The organism is Sodalis ligni (assembly GCF_016865525.2).
GTDB classification, from domain to species: domain Bacteria; phylum Pseudomonadota; class Gammaproteobacteria; order Enterobacterales; family Enterobacteriaceae; genus Acerihabitans; species Acerihabitans ligni.
This window is the reverse complement of record NZ_CP075169.1, coordinates 3,646,987-3,667,040: the sequence shown is the minus strand read 5'-3', so window position 1 is coordinate 3,667,040 and position 20,054 is coordinate 3,646,987. Positions and strand designations below refer to the sequence as shown.

General features: G+C 48.2%; 25 protein-coding genes. 15 read left to right on the top strand and 10 right to left on the bottom strand.

Translation table 11 applies throughout. The annotated features are described in order from the left end of the window. Positions 1-3 precede the first annotated feature (3 nt). From GTU79_RS17095 to GTU79_RS31020, 3 genes are read left to right on the top strand one after another with little or no spacing between them, the layout of a single operon-like run. Positions 4-840, top strand: a complete 837-nt coding sequence (locus GTU79_RS17095; RefSeq protein ID WP_203523195.1) for an ABC transporter permease — start codon at positions 4-6, stop codon at positions 838-840. A gap of 23 nt (positions 841-863) precedes the next feature. Then, complete coding sequence (locus tag GTU79_RS17090) at positions 864-1,670, top strand: ABC transporter ATP-binding protein (protein ID WP_203523194.1); 807 nt, start codon at positions 864-866, stop codon at positions 1,668-1,670. Positions 1,671-1,717: 47 nt separating this feature from the next. Next, the gene (locus GTU79_RS31020; RefSeq protein WP_275956901.1) at positions 1,718-1,849 is read left to right on the top strand and encodes a hypothetical protein; all 132 of its coding nucleotides are present in this window, start codon (positions 1,718-1,720) and stop codon (positions 1,847-1,849) included. Positions 1,850-2,075: 226 nt separating this feature from the next. On the opposite strand, the gene GTU79_RS17085 is transcribed toward GTU79_RS31020, so the two are convergent. Further along, the gene (locus tag GTU79_RS17085; RefSeq protein WP_203523193.1) at positions 2,076-2,459 is read right to left on the bottom strand and encodes an ester cyclase; all 384 of its coding nucleotides are present in this window, start codon (positions 2,457-2,459) and stop codon (positions 2,076-2,078) included. Positions 2,460-2,735: 276 nt separating this feature from the next. Between GTU79_RS17085 and GTU79_RS17080 the strand changes: the two genes are divergently transcribed. From GTU79_RS17080 to ada, 5 genes are all read left to right on the top strand, one after another. Further along, positions 2,736-3,308 carry a methylated-DNA--[protein]-cysteine S-methyltransferase gene (locus GTU79_RS17080; protein WP_203523192.1) on the top strand — a complete coding sequence of 191 codons (573 nt, stop codon included), beginning with the start codon at positions 2,736-2,738 and terminating at the stop codon, positions 3,306-3,308. After that, positions 3,305-4,030, top strand: a complete 726-nt coding sequence (locus GTU79_RS17075; RefSeq protein ID WP_253073332.1) for a 2OG-Fe(II) oxygenase — start codon at positions 3,305-3,307, stop codon at positions 4,028-4,030. The genes GTU79_RS17080 and GTU79_RS17075 overlap by 4 nt, the downstream gene beginning before the upstream one ends. A gap of 90 nt (positions 4,031-4,120) precedes the next feature. Further along, complete coding sequence (locus tag GTU79_RS17070) at positions 4,121-4,315, top strand: alpha-ketoglutarate-dependent dioxygenase AlkB (protein ID WP_253073331.1); 195 nt, start codon at positions 4,121-4,123, stop codon at positions 4,313-4,315. A 65-nt stretch (positions 4,316-4,380) separates the two neighbouring features. Then, the gene (locus GTU79_RS17065) at positions 4,381-4,932 is read left to right on the top strand and encodes a methylated-DNA--[protein]-cysteine S-methyltransferase (protein ID WP_203523191.1); all 552 of its coding nucleotides are present in this window, start codon (positions 4,381-4,383) and stop codon (positions 4,930-4,932) included. Between the two features lie 196 nt (positions 4,933-5,128). After that, on the top strand, positions 5,129-6,220 hold the full coding sequence (gene ada, locus GTU79_RS17060) for a bifunctional DNA-binding transcriptional regulator/O6-methylguanine-DNA methyltransferase Ada (protein WP_253073330.1): 1,092 nt from the start codon (positions 5,129-5,131) through the stop codon (positions 6,218-6,220). Between the two features lie 267 nt (positions 6,221-6,487). On the opposite strand, the gene GTU79_RS17055 is transcribed toward ada, so the two are convergent. After that, a complete protein-coding gene (locus GTU79_RS17055; RefSeq protein ID WP_203523189.1) occupies positions 6,488-7,528 on the bottom strand; it encodes an aldo/keto reductase in 1,041 nt (346 codons plus the stop codon). 82 nt (positions 7,529-7,610) lie between these two features. Here GTU79_RS17055 and GTU79_RS17050 point away from each other — a divergent pair, with 82 nt between their 5' ends. Next, positions 7,611-8,162, top strand: coding sequence for a TetR/AcrR family transcriptional regulator (locus GTU79_RS17050; RefSeq protein WP_203523188.1), 552 nt, complete (start codon positions 7,611-7,613; stop codon positions 8,160-8,162). 66 nt (positions 8,163-8,228) lie between these two features. Here the strand turns inward: GTU79_RS17050 and GTU79_RS17045 are convergent, their stop codons facing one another. Beyond that, complete coding sequence (locus GTU79_RS17045; protein WP_203523187.1) at positions 8,229-8,510, bottom strand: Arm DNA-binding domain-containing protein; 282 nt, start codon at positions 8,508-8,510, stop codon at positions 8,229-8,231. A 439-nt stretch (positions 8,511-8,949) separates the two neighbouring features. Here GTU79_RS17045 and GTU79_RS17040 point away from each other — a divergent pair, with 439 nt between their 5' ends. From GTU79_RS17040 to GTU79_RS30535, 5 genes are all read left to right on the top strand, one after another. Further along, positions 8,950-9,321, top strand: a complete 372-nt coding sequence (locus GTU79_RS17040) for an antitoxin Xre/MbcA/ParS toxin-binding domain-containing protein (RefSeq protein ID WP_203523186.1) — start codon at positions 8,950-8,952, stop codon at positions 9,319-9,321. Continuing rightward, a complete protein-coding gene (locus GTU79_RS17035) occupies positions 9,318-9,851 on the top strand; it encodes an RES family NAD+ phosphorylase (RefSeq protein ID WP_203523185.1) in 534 nt (177 codons plus the stop codon). The genes GTU79_RS17040 and GTU79_RS17035 overlap by 4 nt, the downstream gene beginning before the upstream one ends. Before the next feature lie 523 nt (positions 9,852-10,374). Continuing rightward, entirely contained in the window at positions 10,375-10,713 is a 339-nt protein-coding gene (locus GTU79_RS30545) for a DUF262 domain-containing protein (protein ID WP_253073329.1), read from the top strand. After that, positions 10,710-10,943: a hypothetical protein gene (locus GTU79_RS30540; protein ID WP_253073328.1), complete on the top strand. Its 234-nt coding sequence runs from the start codon at positions 10,710-10,712 to the stop codon at positions 10,941-10,943. The genes GTU79_RS30545 and GTU79_RS30540 overlap by 4 nt, the downstream gene beginning before the upstream one ends. 5 nt (positions 10,944-10,948) lie before the next feature. Then, positions 10,949-11,365 (top strand): hypothetical protein, encoded by a 417-nt coding sequence (locus tag GTU79_RS30535; RefSeq protein WP_253073327.1) that lies wholly within the window; start codon positions 10,949-10,951, stop codon positions 11,363-11,365. A 1,728-nt stretch (positions 11,366-13,093) separates the two neighbouring features. Here GTU79_RS30535 and GTU79_RS30530 read toward each other — a convergent pair. Together GTU79_RS30530 and GTU79_RS30525 are read right to left on the bottom strand one after the other, a co-directional pair. Next, on the bottom strand, positions 13,094-14,215 hold the full coding sequence (locus tag GTU79_RS30530) for a tetratricopeptide repeat protein (RefSeq protein WP_253073326.1): 1,122 nt from the start codon (positions 14,213-14,215) through the stop codon (positions 13,094-13,096). Positions 14,216-14,366: 151 nt separating this feature from the next. Further along, positions 14,367-15,038, bottom strand: a complete 672-nt coding sequence (locus GTU79_RS30525) for a DUF4365 domain-containing protein (RefSeq protein ID WP_253073325.1) — start codon at positions 15,036-15,038, stop codon at positions 14,367-14,369. Positions 15,039-15,560: 522 nt separating this feature from the next. On the opposite strand from GTU79_RS30525, the gene GTU79_RS17020 reads away from it, so the two are divergent. Further along, positions 15,561-15,824, top strand: a complete 264-nt coding sequence (locus GTU79_RS17020; RefSeq protein ID WP_214513181.1) for a PIN domain-containing protein — start codon at positions 15,561-15,563, stop codon at positions 15,822-15,824. Positions 15,825-16,488: 664 nt separating this feature from the next. On the opposite strand, the gene GTU79_RS31865 is transcribed toward GTU79_RS17020, so the two are convergent. The 5 genes from GTU79_RS31865 to GTU79_RS30515 form a co-directional block, all read right to left on the bottom strand. After that, positions 16,489-17,391 carry an ATP-binding protein gene (locus tag GTU79_RS31865; RefSeq protein WP_476749676.1) on the bottom strand — a complete coding sequence of 301 codons (903 nt, stop codon included), beginning with the start codon at positions 17,389-17,391 and terminating at the stop codon, positions 16,489-16,491. Between the two features lie 262 nt (positions 17,392-17,653). Further along, on the bottom strand, positions 17,654-18,022 hold the full coding sequence (locus tag GTU79_RS31860) for a helicase HerA domain-containing protein (RefSeq protein ID WP_476749675.1): 369 nt from the start codon (positions 18,020-18,022) through the stop codon (positions 17,654-17,656). Positions 18,023-18,262: 240 nt separating this feature from the next. Further along, on the bottom strand, positions 18,263-18,556 hold the full coding sequence (locus GTU79_RS31855; protein ID WP_476749674.1) for a hypothetical protein: 294 nt from the start codon (positions 18,554-18,556) through the stop codon (positions 18,263-18,265). Positions 18,557-19,467: 911 nt separating this feature from the next. Further along, on the bottom strand, positions 19,468-19,680 hold the full coding sequence (locus tag GTU79_RS30520; RefSeq protein ID WP_253073324.1) for a hypothetical protein: 213 nt from the start codon (positions 19,678-19,680) through the stop codon (positions 19,468-19,470). Positions 19,681-19,747: 67 nt separating this feature from the next. Beyond that, positions 19,748-19,933: a hypothetical protein gene (locus tag GTU79_RS30515; protein WP_253073323.1), complete on the bottom strand. Its 186-nt coding sequence runs from the start codon at positions 19,931-19,933 to the stop codon at positions 19,748-19,750. Positions 19,934-20,054 lie beyond the last annotated feature (121 nt).

The following is a 20,054-nucleotide window of genomic DNA, read 5'->3' as shown; positions in this document are numbered from 1 at the left end:
CCTATGAGTACCGTAGAGCAAAACCAGGCCGTGACGCGGCTTCCGGCATTACGCGAACAGACAACGCATCCGGTCCGCCGGAAAAAACAGCCCCGCGGTAATCAATTCGTCGGCCTGATTGTCCCGGCCGCCGGACTGGTGCTGTGGGAGGCGCTGGCCCGTGCGGGCGTGCTGCCGCCGAATACCTTGCCGGCGCCTACGGTGGTTGGGCAAACTATTTTGGACCTGGGCCTGAGCGGGGATCTGTGGCGGCATACGGCGATTACGCTATGGCGCATTATCACCGGCTTTCTGCTGGGGGCGGCGGTGGGCACGCTGCTGGGGGGGCTTACAGGATACGTCGCGCCGGCCCGCCGGTTGCTGGATCCGTTGCTGCAATCGTTACGCAACATCCCCTCCATGGCGTGGGTGCCGCTGTTTTTGCTGTGGCTCGGCATCGATGAATCATCGAAGATCGGGCTTATCTCCCTGGGCGCATTTTTTCCGGTCTATCTGAATCTTTCCAGCGGAATGAGCCAGGTGGACCCGAAGCTGTTGGAGGTCGGCAAAATTTACCGGCTGAGCGGGTTGCAGATGATCCGGCGGGTGATTTTGCCGGCGGTGCTGCCGGAATACATCGTCGGGCTGCGCAGCGGGTTGGGGCTGGCATGGATGTTTGTGGTGGCGGCCGAAATGATGGGTGCCAGCCGCGGACTTGGCTTTTTGATGATCGACGGGCAGATGACCGGACGCGCGTCGGTGATTCTGGCCAGCGTGATTCTGTTTGCCATACTGGGGAAAATATCGGATTTCCTGCTGGAAATGGCCGGGCGCAGGCTGCTGAGTTACAAAACCCGGTGATGAGCATCGGCGTGGAGAATAGCATGGGCAATGTAGGTAACGGTGCGTTTGACATCCAGAGCCTGCCCCTGGAAATCCGGGGGGTGACCAAGAAGTTTGGGGCGTTCGGTCCGGACGAGGGAGAATTGCTGGCATTGGATGACATCAACCTGCACATTACGCCGGGAGAGTTCACCTGCGTGGTGGGGGGCAGCGGATGCGGCAAGACCACCTTGCTGCGCATCATTGCCGGACTGGAGCGCGGATACCGCGGTAGAGTGACGCTGGGGGAGAACCCCATTGCCGGACCGGGGCGAGACCGCGGACTGGTGTTCCAGGAGCATCGGCTGCTGCCTTGGCTAACGGTGGCGAAGAATGTGGAGTTCGGCATCCGCGATCTGCCCGCGAATGAACGCAGCGCGCTGGTTGCGCACTATATTGACCTCGTCGGACTGCCGGGCTTCGAGCAAAGCTATCCCCATCAGCTCTCGGGGGGGATGGCGCAGCGGGTGGCCATCGCCCGCGCGCTGGCGAGCCGTCCGCAACTGCTGTTGCTGGACGAGCCGTTCGGCGCGCTGGACGCGCTAACCAGGATCCGCATGCAGCAGGAGCTGTTGCGGATCTGGCAGACGCAGCGCACCACCATGATCCTGGTGACCCACGATATCGACGAAGCCCTTTTCCTGGCCGACCGCATTGTCATCATGTCGCCGCGGCCGGGGACCATCAAGCGCATTGTTTCAGTGGATTTACCGCGGCCCAGAGACCGCGCCGGCGCACATTTCACGGCGCTGCGCCAGAGTATCTACCGCGAGTTCTTCAGCCAGGATAGTGCGCCGGAGAGCCTTTAAGGGATGAGGGTTATGCCATTGCGGTAATCCTGAAGGGGGAGCGGTGTATGCGCATACGCTCGGGATTGCACGGGCGTTTGACTGAGACTGACGGTGTCCGGGATTGTACCGGGCGGTTATGTGCCGGCGTGCTCCGGGTCCGCGTGGACGCCGAGGTGGGAGAGCAATCCGGTCTTTAAGCCATCCAGATTCAGGCTCGGCAATTTATGGTGTGCGATGCCACGGCTGCAAAACAGGTGGAGTTCGCAGTTCAAAATTGCGTGGCGAAGTTTGGCGGCTTTGAGGGTGCTTATTCCCGCGCGGGATATCTGGCTAAACCTCTATGGGAATCATAACGTCTTGCCTGTCGCATAAATACTGATTTTGTGAGTCATATAAACGCTGGAAAAATACTGCAATAGTCACTCAGGTCATGATTTGCAGTTCGATCGCGTGCTTATCGATAATTGACCAGACTTCAACGATCCGGTAGCTCCTCACCTCATAGAATACATTTTCCGCGAATGAAACGCGCCGGCCATCGATATTCAACCCTAAAAAATCGCCTTTGGGCGAGCAGTTAAACGCCAGCCTCGCGGCAATAAAAGGCGGCTCGCATATTAAGTGATCGATGACAAAGTGAAGATCAGGGATGTCCTGGAAGTCTTTTACCAGCATCGCACGATAACCCGCTAACTTTAGCGGTCGGCCATTGTGATGGACATCCTCGGCGACGTATTGCGAAAGCGCACCCCAATCCTGCTTATTTAGGCAGTCTATATAGGCGTGATAAAACGTGTGCAAAGTCATGTTCGTTTTTCCCCAAAACGGTTCTTAATATAAAGTTTAATTCGTGGATGGAGGCTGCACAAATGTTAATGCGCGCTATGCAGTATAGGTAGGAACCCCATTAGGACTGGGGACCTGTCAACGTTACTGACTACTCTTTAGTCAGAAATACCCGATTATTTACCGACGGGTAAGTGGCATCTTTACAATAAAAAATTTAACCGCAAGGAGCGGAGTTTCAAAGAAGGCGTGGAATTCTAAACTGATCGCTCTCTTTAACAAAGTGAGTGACGCGCCATGAAAACTCGTTCCTTTTCGACATTCAAATACAATTTCCGTGCTCCAGGCAGCCCGGTGGAAGGTCCTATTCGCTTCGCCGCCGGTCAGACGGTGCTGGGCAGCGTTCTCATTGGCCGGAGCCATCGCGGTATTTGCTCGATCTTTCTTGGCGAAGATCCGCAAGCGCTACGTGACCAACTCGGCGAGGCGTTCCCGACAATCGAACTGCAAGCTGAACAACCGTTGCTTCAGCACGAAGTCAATCAGATCGTCGCCTTTATCGACCAGGACGTGACCGAGGGCGTGATCAACCTCGACATCGGCGGGACCGCGTTCGAGCAGAAGGTTTGGCGGGTACTGTGCAGTATACCCACAGGGCAGACGCGCAGCTACAGCGAGGTGGCGCGAAATCTCGGCGCGCCGGAAGCCGTTCGGGCCGTAGCGGGCGCGTACGCAGCCAATGTATTGGCCATCGCCATTCCCTGCCATCGCGTAGTACGCAGCGATGGTTCAATCTCCGGCTATCGCTGGGGTATTGAGCGCAAACGTGCGCTGTTGGCCGAAGAATCGGCCGAGGAGTCAGCTGTATGAAGGCCGCGGCGAGTCAAAGCAGCGCCATGCAGCCCGCGGCGACATACGACTGGGCGGGTATGGAGCGTTCGCTCGATACCCACGGAAATGCCATACTGCCCGGATTGCTGACAGCGAAGCAGTGCGATGTACTTGCTTCGCGCTATGCCCAGGATGAGGGTTACCGCGCACGAATCGTTATGGATCGCCACGGGTTCGGGCGCGGCGAATACCAGTACTTCTCGTACCCGTTGCCACCGCTGCTCGACCGGCTTCGCCATGTGTTGTATCCGCGGCTTTCGCCGATTGCCAATCGCTGGAATCTACAATTGGGCATCGACACGCAGTACCCGGATGAGCTGGACGCATTTCTGCAGCGATGCCACAAAGCTGGACAAACCAGGCCCACACCGCTGATCCTCGAATACGGTGAAGGCGACTCCAACTGTCTTCACCAGGATCTCTACGGTGAGCATGCCTTTCCGTTGCAGGTGGCTATTCTGTTGTCGGAGCCCGACAGGGATTTCGCCGGTGGCGAGTTCGTCATGACGGAGCTTTCAACCAAGGGCCAACGAGCTGATGTGGTCGCGCTGCGCCAAGGTGACGCGGTGGTATTTGCGGTCAATCAACGGCCTGCCATGGGTTTGCGAGGCGTGCGCAGGGTGGCCATGCGGCACGGCGTAAGCCGCATTTGCAGCGGCAAGCGCCACACCGTGGGCCTTATCTTCCACGATGCCAAGTGAGACGAACAAGGAAACAGGGACGCGTCTCTCGTTACACCAGGACAAGAACGAACAGATTACGCGGCACCCATCGTTTGGGTTTCACTGGGCATGAGCGCCAGGTTTATTTTTGGTGGTCATGAGCGCTTCGACCCAACAATCAAAGTGTCTTTGTCGCACGGTGACGTAATGGTGTGGGGCGGCGTCGATCGGCTGCGCTATCATGGCGTGATGCCGCTTAAGGACAAAGATCATTCGTTGCTAGGAAGCCAACGCATCAATTTCACGTTTCGCAAGGCGGGATGATTTTCGGAATTCGACCGTAAACAACGGAGTTTTTTACTTTCGATTCATCCAATAAGGAATACATCATGAAAATGTTACTGAGTCATGTGGCGTCGCCGTTGGGGTCGATGCTGCTCGTCATTGATGCGCAGCAAATCGTGCGCGCACTCGATTTCGAAGACTACAAGGCTCGCCTGCATCGCGGCTTGCGTGAACACTATGGCGACGTTGAGTTGATGGAGATTCCGGCACCCACCGAGATAGTCTGGGCTCTTGATCGCTATTTCGCGGGGGAACTGGAGGCACTGGACGTGCTGAGGACAAAGACCAATGGTACAGAGTTGCAACGTCGGGTCTGGGCCGCATTGCGTCGTATCCCGACGGCGACAACCACAACCTACGGCAGGCTGGCCAAGGGACTGGGCTTTGACGACCCGCGGGCCGCCATCGACGTGGGGGCGGCCAATGGCGCCAACCCCATTGCCATCATCGTACCGTGCCATCGAGTTATCGCCGGTAATGGCGATCTCAAGGGCTATGCATGGGGCTTACATCGCAAGCGCTGGCTGCTCGAACATGAGCGGGCAATGGCGCCTGAGTCCGAAGAGCCGCATACCACCATGCTGCCGGGATTTTGACCTTGACGGGAACCATTGCCGCAGACCTATCGCAACGTGCGTACCGGCGGGCCATCAAGTTTTTATCCAGTCTGGACGAGGCTTGGCGCCCTTGGCGCACAGTGGTTGCCTGGTATTTGTGGCGACTATCCAGCCGATGAAATTCATTCGCCAGAAACAGAGGTCTTTCGAATGAAATCCCGCCTATACTGGCGCAGTGATTAACGAATTCCGGACTACCGCCCTGAAAACGACGACTCCTTACGACACGGACGATGCTCGCTGGGAAGCAGTCCGAACGCGGGATGCAGCCGCCGACGGACACTTCATTTATGCCGTGCGTACCACTGGCGTGTACTGCCATCCCAGTTCCACGGCGCGGCTACCGAAGCGCAAGAATGTGGAGTTCTTCGATTCGGTCGAGGCGGCTGAAGCGGCGGGCTATCGATCGAGCCGCCGCGCGCACGGCGACCAGACCAGTGCCGCGTCCGAGCGCGCCGCGCGGGTAGCGCGCGCCTGCCGGCTAATCGAAACGTCGGAGACGCCGCCCCAACTCGACGTCCTGGCCGCCGAGGTCGAGTTGAGTCCGTTTCATTTTCATCGTTTGTTCAAAGCTGAAACGGGCCTGACGCCCAAGGCCTATTGCTCGGCCTACCGCGCCCGCAAACTGCGCGAGGAGTTGAGCGTCCCAAAAGCCTCTATCACGAGCGCCATCTATGATGCCGGCTTCAATTCCAACAGCCGCTTCTATGAAACATCCGATCAACTATTGGGCATGCGCGCCCGGGACTACCGGGCGGGCGGTGTAGGAGCGGTCATCCGTTTCGCGGTGGGGCAATGTTCACTGGGCGCCATTCTGGTCGCGCAGAGTCAGATCGGTATTTGCGCCATTCTGTTGGACGATGACCCGGATGCTCTCCTACGCGGTCTACAGGACCAGTTTCCCAAGGCGCAGCTCATTGGTTGTGACGGTGAGTTCGAGCAATTGGTGGCCCAGGTTGTAGGCTTCATCGAAGCGCCGGAAATCGGCCTGAATCTTCCGCTGGATGTGCAGGGCACGGCCTTCCAGGAGCGTGTTTGGCTGGCACTGCGTGATATCCCCCCGGGCACAACCGTGAGCTACACGGAGATTGCCGAGCGCATCGGGTCGCCCAAAGCGGTGCGCGCCGTCGCGCAGGCCTGCGGCGCGAACCACCTGGCCGTGGCTATTCCCTGCCACCGCGTCGTTCGGCGCAATGGCGATCTTGCCGGCTATCGCTGGGGCGTGGATCGCAAGCGCAAACTGCTGCGCCGCGAAGCCAAGAGCTGAAGAGAATCTTCAAATGACCGCACGCTACACGAATATTGAACGATTGGATTGGGTTGGCATTTCCGCGCAACTGGACATCGAAGGTTACACCGTGTTGCCGCGGGTACGGCACGCGAACTTGAGCGGTTCATCCACTACCTGAAGACCAGCTTTGTCGTTCCCCTGGCGGTGACGCTAAATCATCCGGCACCGACAGCTGATTAATCATATAGCCCGGTATTTGAATGACGCCACAAGCTGATGGCGAAGTGCAACGTCTTTGTAAATTCAAGCGTCAGCGCTAAACCCTGTGGCCGCTTCCGCAGCACGGCGCAATTGGGCCGGTACAGAGATTCCTTGGTGGTCCACACGAGGGGTGTAAGGATTTTCCAGCCTCTTCGCCTCATCTTCAGTCAAAGTGATGGAGAGCGCCGCTATCGCGTCATCAATATGCTTGGTTTGGAGCGCCCCTACAATCGGTGCGGCGACTACGCGATTGCGGCGGAGCCATGCAAGCGCTATCTGTGCCTGGTTTACTCCGCGTTCCGCCGCGATAGCGCCGACTACTTCTACGATTTTCTGATCGCTTGCCGCTGTGATCGAGTTTTGCTCGGCGCCCGCCGGTTCGGTTTTTGACCGCTCGGTGGTTTGGCCCCATGGGCGGGCAAGACGGCCGCGCGCAAGCGGGCTGTAGACCATGGTTTGCACGCCTTGATCAGCGCAAAGCGGCAGCATTTCTCGCTCTTCCTCCCGAGCGAGCAAGTTGTAATTGTCCTGCATGGAGATGAAACGCGCCCAACCGTTTTTTTCCTGCAAATGCAGCGCCTTACTGAACTCCCAGCCCATCATCGAAGAGGCCCCGATGTACCGCACCTTGCCCATCTTCACCAAGTCATGCAGCGCCTCAAGTGTTTCTTCCCAAGGCGTCAGTTGGTCGCGACGATGAATTTGATACAAATCTATGTAATCTGTCCCTAGCCGGCGCAGGCTGTGATCCACCTCAGTCATGATCGCCTTACGTGACAAGCCGAGAGCATTGGGACCATTACGCGTGGGCGCGGACAGCTTGGTGGCGATGACCATCGCGTCACGGTTAGCGAAATCCTTTAGGGCCCTGCCCAGGAACTCCTCGCTTGATCCTGCCGAATACATATTGGCAGTGTCGAAAAAATTGATGCCTGCTTCGACAGCATGCCGTATCAGGACGCGGCTTGCGTCTTCGCAGAGGGACCATGCTGGATGCCCCTGTGCCGGGTGGCCGAAACCCATACAGCCGATGCAGATGGGGGATACGTCCAAACCAGAATTGCCGAGTTTTTTGTATTGCATGATTGTGTGCCTTTCGTTGAAAATGAGAGTGCTCTCCGTTTTTAGCGGAGATGTCTCCGTTTAGTCAAGAGGAAAGTTAAAGGTGAACGAAAAACTACGTTCTGACGCGCGTGTCAATCGTGATCGCATTCTTGAAGTGGCGCGGGACATGCTGACTACCGATCCAGAGGTCTCTATGAACTCCATCGCCAAGATGGCAGGCGTTGGCCCGGGCACGCTTTATCGCCACTTCTCGAGCCGGGAAGCCCTGGTACTGGGTGTGTATAAAAACGAGATTGACGCTCAAGTCCAACTCGCACCGGCGTTGCTGGCCAAACATAGACCACTCATGGCGTTTCGTCTGTGGTGCGACCGGCTCGCTAAACTAGGGAGGGTTAAACATGCGATCGCGGCGTCGCTTCACGCGACGCTTTCAGACAAAGATTCCCAGGACGCCTACCTGCCGATGCTTGACGCAGTTCAAAAGCTGATGTTAGCTTGCGAAGCCTCTGGCGAGATTTTGCCAGGAAACAACGCGGCTGACATATTGGTCCTTCTGTCTTGCCTATGGCGCATTCCACCCACCGATGATGGCGAAGCACAGGCGAATAGAGTCCTCACACTCACCTTCCGCGCCATGGGCGCAGAACAGTAACGAGAAATAAACACTGGGCGTCGCCGCAGCGCCAAGGATGGGTGCTACCTCCTGCCGTGGCGTGATTCAGCGAATTTTGGTGCTAGAGTCAGGGTTAAATTTAAAATGATCGGTATCTTGACTGAGTAGCCTACTGGCACTGTCAAGCTGTTGCCGGGCCTGAACCAACGAAACTGCAGGGTAGGCTCCAAATGCCAGTTTCTTTTTTTTGCCCGCGTAGCGATATTTAAGATGCCAGAGTTTTGAACCATTGGGTTTGACGAGGAGGTAGAGGCCCTGAGTATCACTCAACGTATAGACCGTTGATCGGAGCTTGGCATAACGGAGGGTGGTATGGGTGAGTGACATTTGGGACTTTGTGAAAATCGAACCGGTCAAGGCCCCCAATAAAGCCCCCCAAATGATGTGGCAGTCAATAGAACAATACGGAACTGAGTGTCACCGTATTAGAATCTAATCTATTGATTTTGAAGCTTCCATGGATTTCAGCAGGCATCCACAGAACAGAAATTGGTTCCTCTGACTGGACTCGAAGTCAGATTTATATGATTGAAATATATATATTTTAAATTGAATATATATGTATTTGACCCAAATTGTGACCCAAAATGGAAACGATACAAAATTGTGATTTATATCGCATCCAAGTATGTTTCAATTGTCATCATTTACCATCCAAGTGATAAGCGTAAACTGCGCGTTTGTGAGTTGTTTCTACAGTGGCACTGGAATATTTGCAATATTAGTGCATAATAAGTGCACGTTGATTGCATTGAAAGGAGTGGCTATGAGCGCATCACTTCCGAACCCGTTGAGCGTTCAGTTTCGCGAGCCCAACACCGCCTACCTCTCACCCGCCAGGGTAGGGGATTTTTTTGGCTTCCGAATTCAGGAACTGGCTGAGCGTGCGCATGTGCATCGCAACACACCTTCCTCACGGCCTCAAGCACAGCAATTGCAGCAGTATCTGGTGGATCTGGTGCGGGTTCTGGCCGTGGCCACTGAGATGACGGGCGATGCGCAGCAAGCCGTTTTCCTTATCCGCAACGAACCCCTGCGCGCGTTCGGCTACAAAACCGCTGATGCTCTGCTCAGAGATGGTCGGGCCGATGACGTTATCGCCTACCTGGAGTCTCTCGCCGGCGGTGCAGCTGGATGATTGACGTTATTCTTGACGGCGGGCGGTTCCCGGCGTTCTATCGGATTATTGTACCGGCCTTTGCCTCTACGCCCCTTTCCGGCATGGGTGCAGCGAGGCAGGGTGGACGCTTCAATCGTCCTCGGCAGGAAGCGCTATACCTGTCGGCTGACGAGGTCACGGCATTGGCCGAATACAAACAGGATAATCCCTGGCTGCAGCCTGGCACAATTTGTACTTTTTTCGCCAAAGATCTGCGGGTAGCCGATTTGAGTGCAGGATTCGACCCTAAGCACTGGGGCGACCTGTGGGCCGACTTTGCCGTCGACTGGCGCACAGAACGGTTTGGCAACGGTGTCGAACCTCCCAGTTGGTATATGGCCGACGACGTGGTCGCAGCTGGTCTGGATGGCATACTTTTTCCTTCCCAAGCCCGGCCAGGCGGAACCAATTTGGTGATTTATCGAAGTTCCCAACTGACAGACTCACAACTGTGCGTATACGATCCATCCGGTAATCTGAAAAGTATCCTGCCAAACACTCTTATGTAGCGCACTGCATAGCGATGTCGCAGGGGTAAAAGCCTGAAAAATCGTTGCATCAGAGCAAAATGAAAGGTCAAAAAAAGTCGTAATATCTAAGAAAGGCGGCGCTAATTCGGGGTTCGGGTCAAGAACCGACATCACTAACTGAGGGTTGTATCTAATCCTAGGGGCAGTCCAAAAGCGAGGCGTGCAGAGTAGCATTTTATAATCAGAGTCCCCTTTCTTACTTGGAGTGGCAAAAACCGGTGGAATCTGCCCGAAAATCCGCCGGGTCAGGACAAAATGGCAGCTTCAACGAGCCGGCAATTCCCAATAATGAGCGAAGCTAATTTGGGGTTTTAGTCAACGATGACGCTAATCGATGGATCGCTCGGACATCTATGAGGGGGAAGTGGTTTCCTTTTGACATGAGATTATTTAAGGTTCAAATTTAGGATAATAAAGCCAAAGTAAGGTGATAACTGTAACGTTTCATTGGCATGGGTGGGGTTAAGCATGGCCGCAGCGCAACAAGAGCTGACAGTTCGCGGTGAACAAAGTTGAAAGGATTTTTATAAACTATGTTAATAAAAAGTATATTGTTAATAGGAGGTACCAAAGAAAACTGATTTGGACTATTGAGGAAAAACAGAGCTTCATTGATTCTATTATTAATGGTTTTCCTGTGCCAATTATACTTCTGGCAGATCAGAAAGGAAGCCAAGATAATTTAGTGGAAATAATTGATGGAATGCAAAGGATGGATGCAATCACATCATTTATTAGCAATGACTTTTCTGTCAGAAATACATATTTTGACCTCAATACATTTGCTACCACAAAGGACTTACTAGACAGAGATATCTTGGTCCAAAAGAACCAATTATGAAACGCGAAGACCGTCTGGCTATTTCTGCGTACCCAGTACCACTTTCTATTTATGAATTTTCTGAAGGTAAAGCTGTTGATGAAGTTTTAGACGGATTAACTCAGGTGGGCGTCAACTTTCTCGTCAGGAACTACGCGCTGCAGGAGCTATTAATTCGTTTGCAGACTGTGTCCGCATCATCTCTTCAAGAGTTCGTGGTGATACATCTCATAGTACCATACTATTATTAAACGATATGAAATCAATCAGTATCACCAATAGAGATCTATCTTATGGCATCAAGCAGATGATGTTTTTGGGTCAAACACGGCATTTTGACAAAGATCACCTTCGACAAAGTCGAGACGAAGAACTTGTAGCTGATCTGGTTGCTTATATGTTATCAGAAACGCCTGTATCGTCTAGGACTGAATTATTTGAGGATTATTACGGGGCTACTTATCCGTTGCGCGGCGCGAATTTCGAAAGGTTTGAAGAGATGGATCAATCTATACGAAGGCGCAATCCAGATCTCGTAGATTTAGACTATCAACGTACACATGATACATTGATGCTTCTTTTGCACAGGCCGGGACAACTTTTTCTGATCTTATTTATCCAGATGGAAATGCAGGCAATCCTGTTCCCCGTTATTTTCAAACTGTATTTTTAGCCTTTCATGACCTTATCGTCAGAAAAGGTAAAATGCTAGTAGATAGAGCAGGTGCTATCTCGGCGCTTACCAATAAAGGTAAGCATATTTCTATTCAGGAAGGCGGACGATGGGGCGCTGAGAATCGAGGGCGGCTGTAAATTCAGTTGTGGGGATGATTCAACAGTATTTTGATGATGATATAAATCCTGACCCTGCGAAAGTGCATTGGGTAACAAGGCTTCAGAATCTTCTAACCAATTCAAAAACAGAGCAATCAGCTTATGATTTCAAGCAAGGTTTTCTCAAATTATCATCTCATCCTCGATTTGATGATGAGTCGTTCAAGAAAATTTTGAGACCTGTTCAGCTATTGCTAATATACAAAAGGTCATAAAGGCTATGTAATTGTAGGTATATGTGATAAAGAGTCAACGGCAATTAGAATTCAAGATATGTTTAAAGTTACTCCGATGTCCTTTGATGGTTTTATGTTACCGGCGTTGATCATGAGGCTTTGTTCCTCAACAAAACACCGATCAATTATTTCATATGATTACAGATAAAATCAAAAACTCAGATATATCCGAACCCTTAAAATCATATGTAAATAATCATATGAATGTGTGAGATATTTTGATAAGACATTTTTGTTTTTGAGGTGGTAGGGCAAGATCAGCCATTTCATTATGGAAAGAAATATTTTGAAAGGGTTGGTACACAAGTTAATGAGGTTGCAATAGAAAACTTTGCAACCTTGTTTTCAAGGTTCAAATAAATTGTGCCTCACTAAAATTTGAAAATTGAAAACAGATAGTGCTTAGCATTATCTGTTTATTTTAAATTCATGCCACAAATTGTGAAGTTATTTAAGTTTCTATATTAAATAATAATGATTAATATTCATTTTGGTTCATTATTAAAAATGTTGAACATATATACTTTTTCTTATTTTAAAAAACATGGAGAACGAATTTTATGTTCTTTAACAGGTAACGCTTAAATTAAAAACTGGTTGAATTAAAATATTCTAATTATTAATTTCAATTCTCGCTATTTGTGATACGTTGATAATTTTTCCCAGTTTGAATTTTTACTCGATACTATACTGACAAAAATTCACCGTGTCGCCTTTTGTCATTTAATCGGAGTTTGCTGAGACTTGATTACAACACATGTGCAGGAACCGAGACGTTTGAAAAGCCCACATCTAATTTTTGATGCCATTAACGGTACCATGGCGTTGCTTCCGGATATCGGCAAGTAAACCTGTGTGAATGAACACCAAAACCGAGACGGGATCCTTGGGGATTAATAAATGGATACAGACCGTGCAAGTTGGACAATTAAAATTGTGTATTAGAAGCTTTTAAAGCTATGATTTTTACGCAAGCGAGAGATATTTGGAGGTCACTCCGTCATCGAACCAACCTGACCCCAAATCTGACCACCAATTTTTCCCGATGCAGAGGGAAAACTGAAAATGCATCGGGAAGATTTTTCACGCTAACTTATTGAATCTGAATCACGTAGGGATTCGTAAAGAGGCATGAAAACAAGAAATTGGCTCCTCTGACTGGGATCGCCTTTGCCAGTAACTGGCTAATAAATAGGCTAAACCTGAATTCTCTTTCTGTCAAGACCACCAGAATGACCACCAAATTCATGAACTGATGAATAAGGAAGGCAGCATCTACCACTGCGAGCGTCCAAAACTGCTGCCGCGTTGTTGTCAGTTTCGTTCATCCCTTAATATAAATGGAATATCGGTGTGTAGTTTCTGGGCCAGTTCGTGTTTGGGGAACTTTTAACAGCCTGTTTCCAGATCCGGCGTGCTTCCGGAAGGTTTCCAATGTTGAAATAAGCACCGCCAAGATTAAACCATGCGAGCTCGTGTTCAGGGTTAAGGGATAGGCATCGCTGGTAGGGATTAATGCTCTCCTTTAATTGACCCAGTAGATCATAAGCAGCTGCTAACTGATACCAACCTCTGGGGTCTTTCGGACTTGTTTTCGTATATTCCAGCATCACCGTAATGCTTTCTTCATGTCGGCCTAGATTGTTAAGAGAGTTGGCGAGGCAAAGACCATAATCGTCTTTCTGAATATCATAGGCTTTTCTAAAGCTCTGCACGGCATCGTCCCCTTCATTTTCATCTTCTGCCCAATGCCCGAGATCATCCCACAATAGGGCTGCGGCCTCTGGTTCAACCTCGTTGATGTATGATATGAATTCAGCTCTGAACTGCGTATAGGTCGAATCAATGTCAATATCGCGATTGTGCAAATAAAGCTTTGCCAGTAGCAGTTCCCGCTTACCGGTGGAGCTGTTAAGGTACTGCTGCAAATGTGTATCCCAGAACGGCAAGCTCAGTTTGGCATTTGTAGTGGATTCTCGCCCAAAGGATGCTACCATTTTCATACACCACGGCCATATCCAGCGGGCTTTATCAGCGTGACCTAAAAGTGAGGTGATTTCACGAAAAGCAGACCTGCCTTCGCCAAGGTTAAAAAGCGCCGAAATCCTCCAGCCCAATAAATCGATGACTTGTCCCTGGGTATCACTAGAAAATACTGTCTTATCGAGATGCTCTAAAGCCTGTTCAAACTGCCCTGCATGATGGTAGTAGAGGCCGAGTGCATAATGTGCTTCCGCTAGACGGGGATTATAGGAAAGGGCTTGGTGATAACAGTCAACTGCGAGATCTTCATCTTCAAGTGCCGCATGGCTCCCACCCATATTTTTGTAAATCATGGCCATCAATTCAGCATTGCTCTCGGGTTTGGCGAGCTCTAGCGCTGCTTTGTATTCCATAAGCGCTTCAGAAAAGCGATCCAGCGCAGCGTGGGCATTGCCGATGGAGTAATGCATCCCCACAGGATCCTGTATCTTGGATATAAGGGCTAACTTCATTTTGCTTATACCTACTTCAACCAGTGAGCGCTTGAATTGCTTATTGGCGTTTGCTAGGTCAATCTCAGCGAAATAACAGAACATCATCGCCGGATGATCTTCCCTAATGCTATTTTAAACTGGTCATATGAAGCGCTAAGCAACTCAGTCTGATTCCTGCTGTAAAGGTCAACGAGTTGTTTAGACGCAATGTCCGTGTCTTCTGCAACTTCAAAATTGGGCGAAGTTTTCTGGCATGCTCAACGTTATCATCTTCGGCCAGATCCATATGGGAAACACGTCTATTCCTTGCTACAAGCGCGCTGAGCCGTGTAAGTGATGCCAGCTTCAACAGGCGGTCGTCTGTAAAAGGATCGGCGAAGTTGACGGTGATTGTCTCCTGCGTCTGCCAGTCGCTACTCTCTTTCTGGTATTTATCGAAGACGCTCTGCGCAGAGCAAAGTTTTAGGCTTTGGGACGGGATATGGAAGCAGACGTAAAACGATCCCGGATGCATAAGCAGATAATTCAGGTTCGCCCGTTTTACTGAAATGCTGACGGATCCGTCAGCATTCAAATCCGCAGCTGTTCCCTTTAATTGGGCCTGCAGCCGCACATTTGTTGCCTTTCCGTCACTCACGATCTCAAGCTGGTAATCGGTACCGTAATCATTTTCATCTGACCACTGTCTGATAACGGCCCCGGATGACTGGATAAATGCTTCAAATGCTGTCTTCGCCTGCGCATCATAGACATGATTGCGGTTACGTTTGGGTAAATCGTCGAGGTAATCCATGTTCATCGTTCGTATCCCGCCGGGGTCATAAACATCAGAGAGTTAACACTAGTTTACCAGCCGGTTTTATCCGTGTCCTTTACTGACAGTACATTGTTTGTGCTGAATTCAAATCACACAAAAATTTTTTTCGGCAACTAAAAGTATATTCAGATGAATTAGACTGGCACGCTGGTGTACCGGCAGAAATGCGGCGGTGAGGGCATCTATAAGGATTTCAACGAGGTAGTCCGATGAGACCAGGCGGCTCTTGTACACATTAAGTTCCACGAACATAATGGAAAACGAGGCTTTACATTTTTACACTATTTAAAACTCAAGGGTGGGAGCATTATGAGTGTTAATGTTTTTGGGATAACTCAAACATTTGGCTGGTAGGAAAAAAGTTTGTAGTCAGATTGAGCTTGGGCATGAAGATGCGTTCAGGATTCATTTTGCTAATTTAATTGAGTTTGTGGTTGCTGGACGTACTGTTGAATATTGTTTCGCAGGGGTTCCCTGCCACCCCAAAATGATGCTCTTTGGGATATGGTTAAGAAAGCTGGAGTCGAGCTAGACTTACAGCAGCGTGGTGCGATTGATGGGAAGGAAGTTGCTGTAGATCAAGCTATACATTTTGCGATGCTAAGCCGGATTGTAGATAGTGAGAAGCCTGGGACTATGGTGTTACTGACTGGAGATGGGAATGGATATCAAGACGGCAAAGGTTTCATTATACAGCTTGAACGAGCATTAAAAAAGGCTGGCAAATCGAAGTTTATAGCTGGGATGCGGGATGTAATAGGCACTTAAAGAAATTTGCAGAGGATAATGGTAAATATCAGCCGTTGGAACCAGCTTATAAAAGATAACATTTATAAATAATCATCGTTGGGCTAAATAACCATCGGATGATTATTACTATATGGGTTGTAGCCCGATTTGAAACCGGGCTTTAAAATTATATTTGAGACTGTTTTAAATGAACTGGTATGGATACAATCGATATTTAGCCCAAAAATCTTTAAGAGAATAAAAACCAGACAACAAGGGGACAGTTTTATTTTAATCTTTGATTCATCAAAGCCCTCTGATATCAATGGATTAACTATAATGCTGGAATGGGTATCCACATTTGCTAGGTTCAACAGGCTCCAGGGACCATGTTAGCCTATTGCGTACGATGAAATGCAAGCTGCTCTTTAAAATACACTCTCAGGTGTTCAGGTTATAGGGTTTCGACGTGCGCCGGAATCACGGGCATATTATGGCGTTTTTGAGGCGACGTCCCACGCAGCCAAGTCTACTTTAAGGTTTGAGGACCAACGGGGCGAAAACATACGCTAAGCATACAAACCCTAAATAACTTTTTGTGTTTACTATTTTATATCACGAAGTCGCGGCTCGTAAAGTGAATGTGATTAGCCGAATTTTCGCGCTTCCAGTATACGACCCCATTTTTGTTTTCTGTTACAGCTCAATTTTGTTGCCATTCCTTCACAATTGCCTTCCAGTCAACAGTTCTTTCAACTATTTTTCCATCGGTATCCTTTCTTGTCCAAACGTCCCAGAAGTCTGGGTCATCAGAATGTGGTTGCTGCTCTTTCGTCAAATTTTTCATTTTAACCAGAACAGGAAGTTCAGATGCCCAGCCCATCAGTATTGCATGCTGGGATGGTAATGAAGGCAGCTCACGGAGTAATCCTAGCAAATTATCAGGCACCATTTTATGTACTTGTTCCTGATCTCTGTCGTTACTAATTCGATGAAGAAGAAAAGTATTACATTGAGATAAAACTGTAGGTGACAACTCTGAGGGACGCTGTGAAGAAATCACCATACCAAGACCAAATTTTCTTCCTTCTCGTGCAATTTTCTCAAAGACTTGGCAGCAAACAGCAGCGACATCCTGATTTTCAGAATCATCACGATACCGTTTAATAAATGTATGCGCTTCTTCGGCGACAAGCACCGTAGGTAAAGATTTATTATATAGTCGTCTATAGCGTTGTAATGATTCAAATATAATCCTTGAAATAACAGCAGTAACAAGATGAGTGATTTCGGTTGGTACTAAAGAAAGATCAATGATTGAAACACAGCTATCATCATCGCCAGCACCATCTGTCCCAATGTGCGTTTCTAACCAATTTGCTAAGTCAACTCGTTGCTCTGCGTCATTGGTTATAGGTTTCATTCTTGTATCCGCGAGCATTGTGCGTATTCGAGCCACCAAATATTCGACATACTGCTCACTGCCATTTTCTTGAGCTAACGCCTCTAAATAGGAGACTAAATTACCTCCGTCAAAAGGAACCGGGATATCCTCACTTTTAGGGAGAAGTTTGCCCTCATCACCACCGAAGCTCTGGAATGACAATAATATCCTATGAATTAGATTATCTACTACGCTAACTTTAGTATTGTAATCGGGATATTTTTCTGTTCTTTGCCCACAAAAATCTTGAATATCGACAATTAACTTATCTAACGCTGAATGTTGAGAAAATAATTTTTCTTGATATTCTTCAAGACTTTGACGCCAAGAATCAATTTTAGCCAGCAGATTTTTGCTCCAGGAAAATCATTAAGTGCTGCGGCTCCTTTAGATTTATCAGCTTTTAAAGAAACAAGAATCGTTCCTAAATACTTTTAACTTCTAAATCTAAATTCGTATGTAAATCAAATTCTTCATTTCTCATAGCTCTTAAGGAGCGCTTTAATAATGGAAGTTGCGCCTTGGGACTTGCTTGTGTGAATGATGCCCATTCCGAACTATTCCAGAACCATGATGGTACCTGTAATTGGTTTTCACCTTCTCCTGCTTCAACCTTAAAAACTCTGCCTTTAAATTTTGTGGTCGGCCCTAAAGCCCGCGAATACTCTCCATTGGGGTCTAATACAATAAATCTGGCATTTGGTTTTATTTGTGCGTCCATTGCAGCTTCCAACGACCACTGAATAAGGCCTGCAACTGAACAAGATTTTCCACTACCAGTATTCCCAAGCACAGCAATATGACGACCAAATAATCTGTCAGGATCGACTGCGACATTTGCATAATTTGCAAGCGGACTTTGACCAATGATAACTCTACGATTACTGCCGGACTCAACAATAGATCTGAGTTGTAAATCCGTAGGTAGTAAAATGGCAGCGCCAATTGAAGGGAATGATTCAGAACCGCGTTGAAATTTAAAATAATCAACCCCGTTTTGGGAAAACGTTTAAGATTTCCGACCGGATTTAAGCTAATTTTTTCGAGGAAATGGTAGATCCACTAGACCAAAATCTTGAATATCTCTTTGTTTAGGATAAGGAGAATGCTCTACTGCAAGCCACTCTATTTGCCCAACCAAGTAACCATTATCACATGAGACTAATACATAGCTATTTACCCTCGGGAAATTTCTAGGTGTTCCTGCATTCAAAGCAACTGCATCAGGCGAGTCGATATCTAATAATGCCCTAATCTCATTGGGCGAAACAAAATCTATGGTACCTACCCTTAGCTGCTCGCCTTGTTCAATAGGAAGTGAACTCATTCGGCATCCCCACTGTTATTTTTAATTTCTGCTCGATATAATCCTCTTGACTTCAATAACTCCGCCATTCGAATTGATGTTCTATCTATTGCAGCCTTAGGAAGATAATAGTCTACTAAATTTTAAGATTTCCAAAGTGATCACCAAGCAATAAAGATATTTGGGCTTTTCTACCGCTATCTTTTATAAAACTCATAATTCTACCGAGTGGATCACCATAGGCAATTATCACTATATGCGTTGAGGGTATTGTTAACATGTCAATAATAACTCGGTTTATATGTTCATCGCCAAAACTATAACCATAAGTTACGAGAGTGCTATTGGGACGACATGTTGCTGATGCTAAATCCCTAAAAGCTCAACATAAGGATATTCTGATGTTTCACGGTCTTTGACTGAATTTGGATAAATCATTAATCGATGATAATTAACGGTTCCGGAATCTTCCACTTGTAAAATGGCTCTACCGAACTGGCTCCAAAAGGTAATCCAAAGCGCCTAATTGCCCTTCATTTGCATACCAGTCCAATGAACCATGTAATTTAGTAAAACGTGCTACACCTTCTAGATATCTTGGCTCACCTCGTATTCCTGGTGGATTGTAATGATAATCCACCTCTAAACGCGAGGATCTAAAAATTGGTGCTATACTGCCAACGAATCGGTCAATTAGTCGAAGTCCCGCGATTTCAGCACCAGTTTCTATTATTCTGTCGTAATTTGTCGTAAATATATGCAATCGATCTCGAGTTGCAGTTCGACTTGAAAAACTCATCAAAAATTTACTAAATAGTTAAAGGTTTCAGTTTTGATACGTGAGTTGCATCACGAATTACTTTCTCTCCATTACTAACCGAATCTGAAAATAATTTAAGGCATCTTGATAATTCGTTTTTAGTTCAGCTAACTCATTTTGAAATTGCGATATGGAGCACAACCTGGAGGAGGCGGGGAAGTGGTATATTTTGTACTGTTAAAATCTCTAACCCTTTAATCAATTCATTAATTGAACGAATTTGGTCTTCAATGTTGCCATTTTCCCTTCCCGAAGCACTCGCTGTTTTAGCTACATAGCTATCTATCTCAGCCTTACAAACTTTGAGATCATTAATCCATCCCATACCTTGAGGGGGATGCCTGTTGCTGACTCCTGGATAGCCGCGCTAAGACCTGAGCCAATAAGTAAATTTAGGTGTTCAGACTGAAAAGTGCAGTTAACCAAGGTTCTATTCTTGAACGCAGAAAATCAGGAGTAATTTTATCTTCTGTTTTTGCCCATATACAATGCCCAACGACTTTAAATGCACCAACTTCGTTGTGTGCATCTAGCTGAACCGGAAACTGGTCATCCCCAAGCTTTAAGTATTGACTCAATTTGGATACATCCTTTTAAGGTAAGATTTAGCTAAATAGATGGAAGGCACACAAATTATCTCGAAAAATTAAATATTTATAATTCATCAGTAAAAAAATTTTTAGCATTGATGTCAATTTT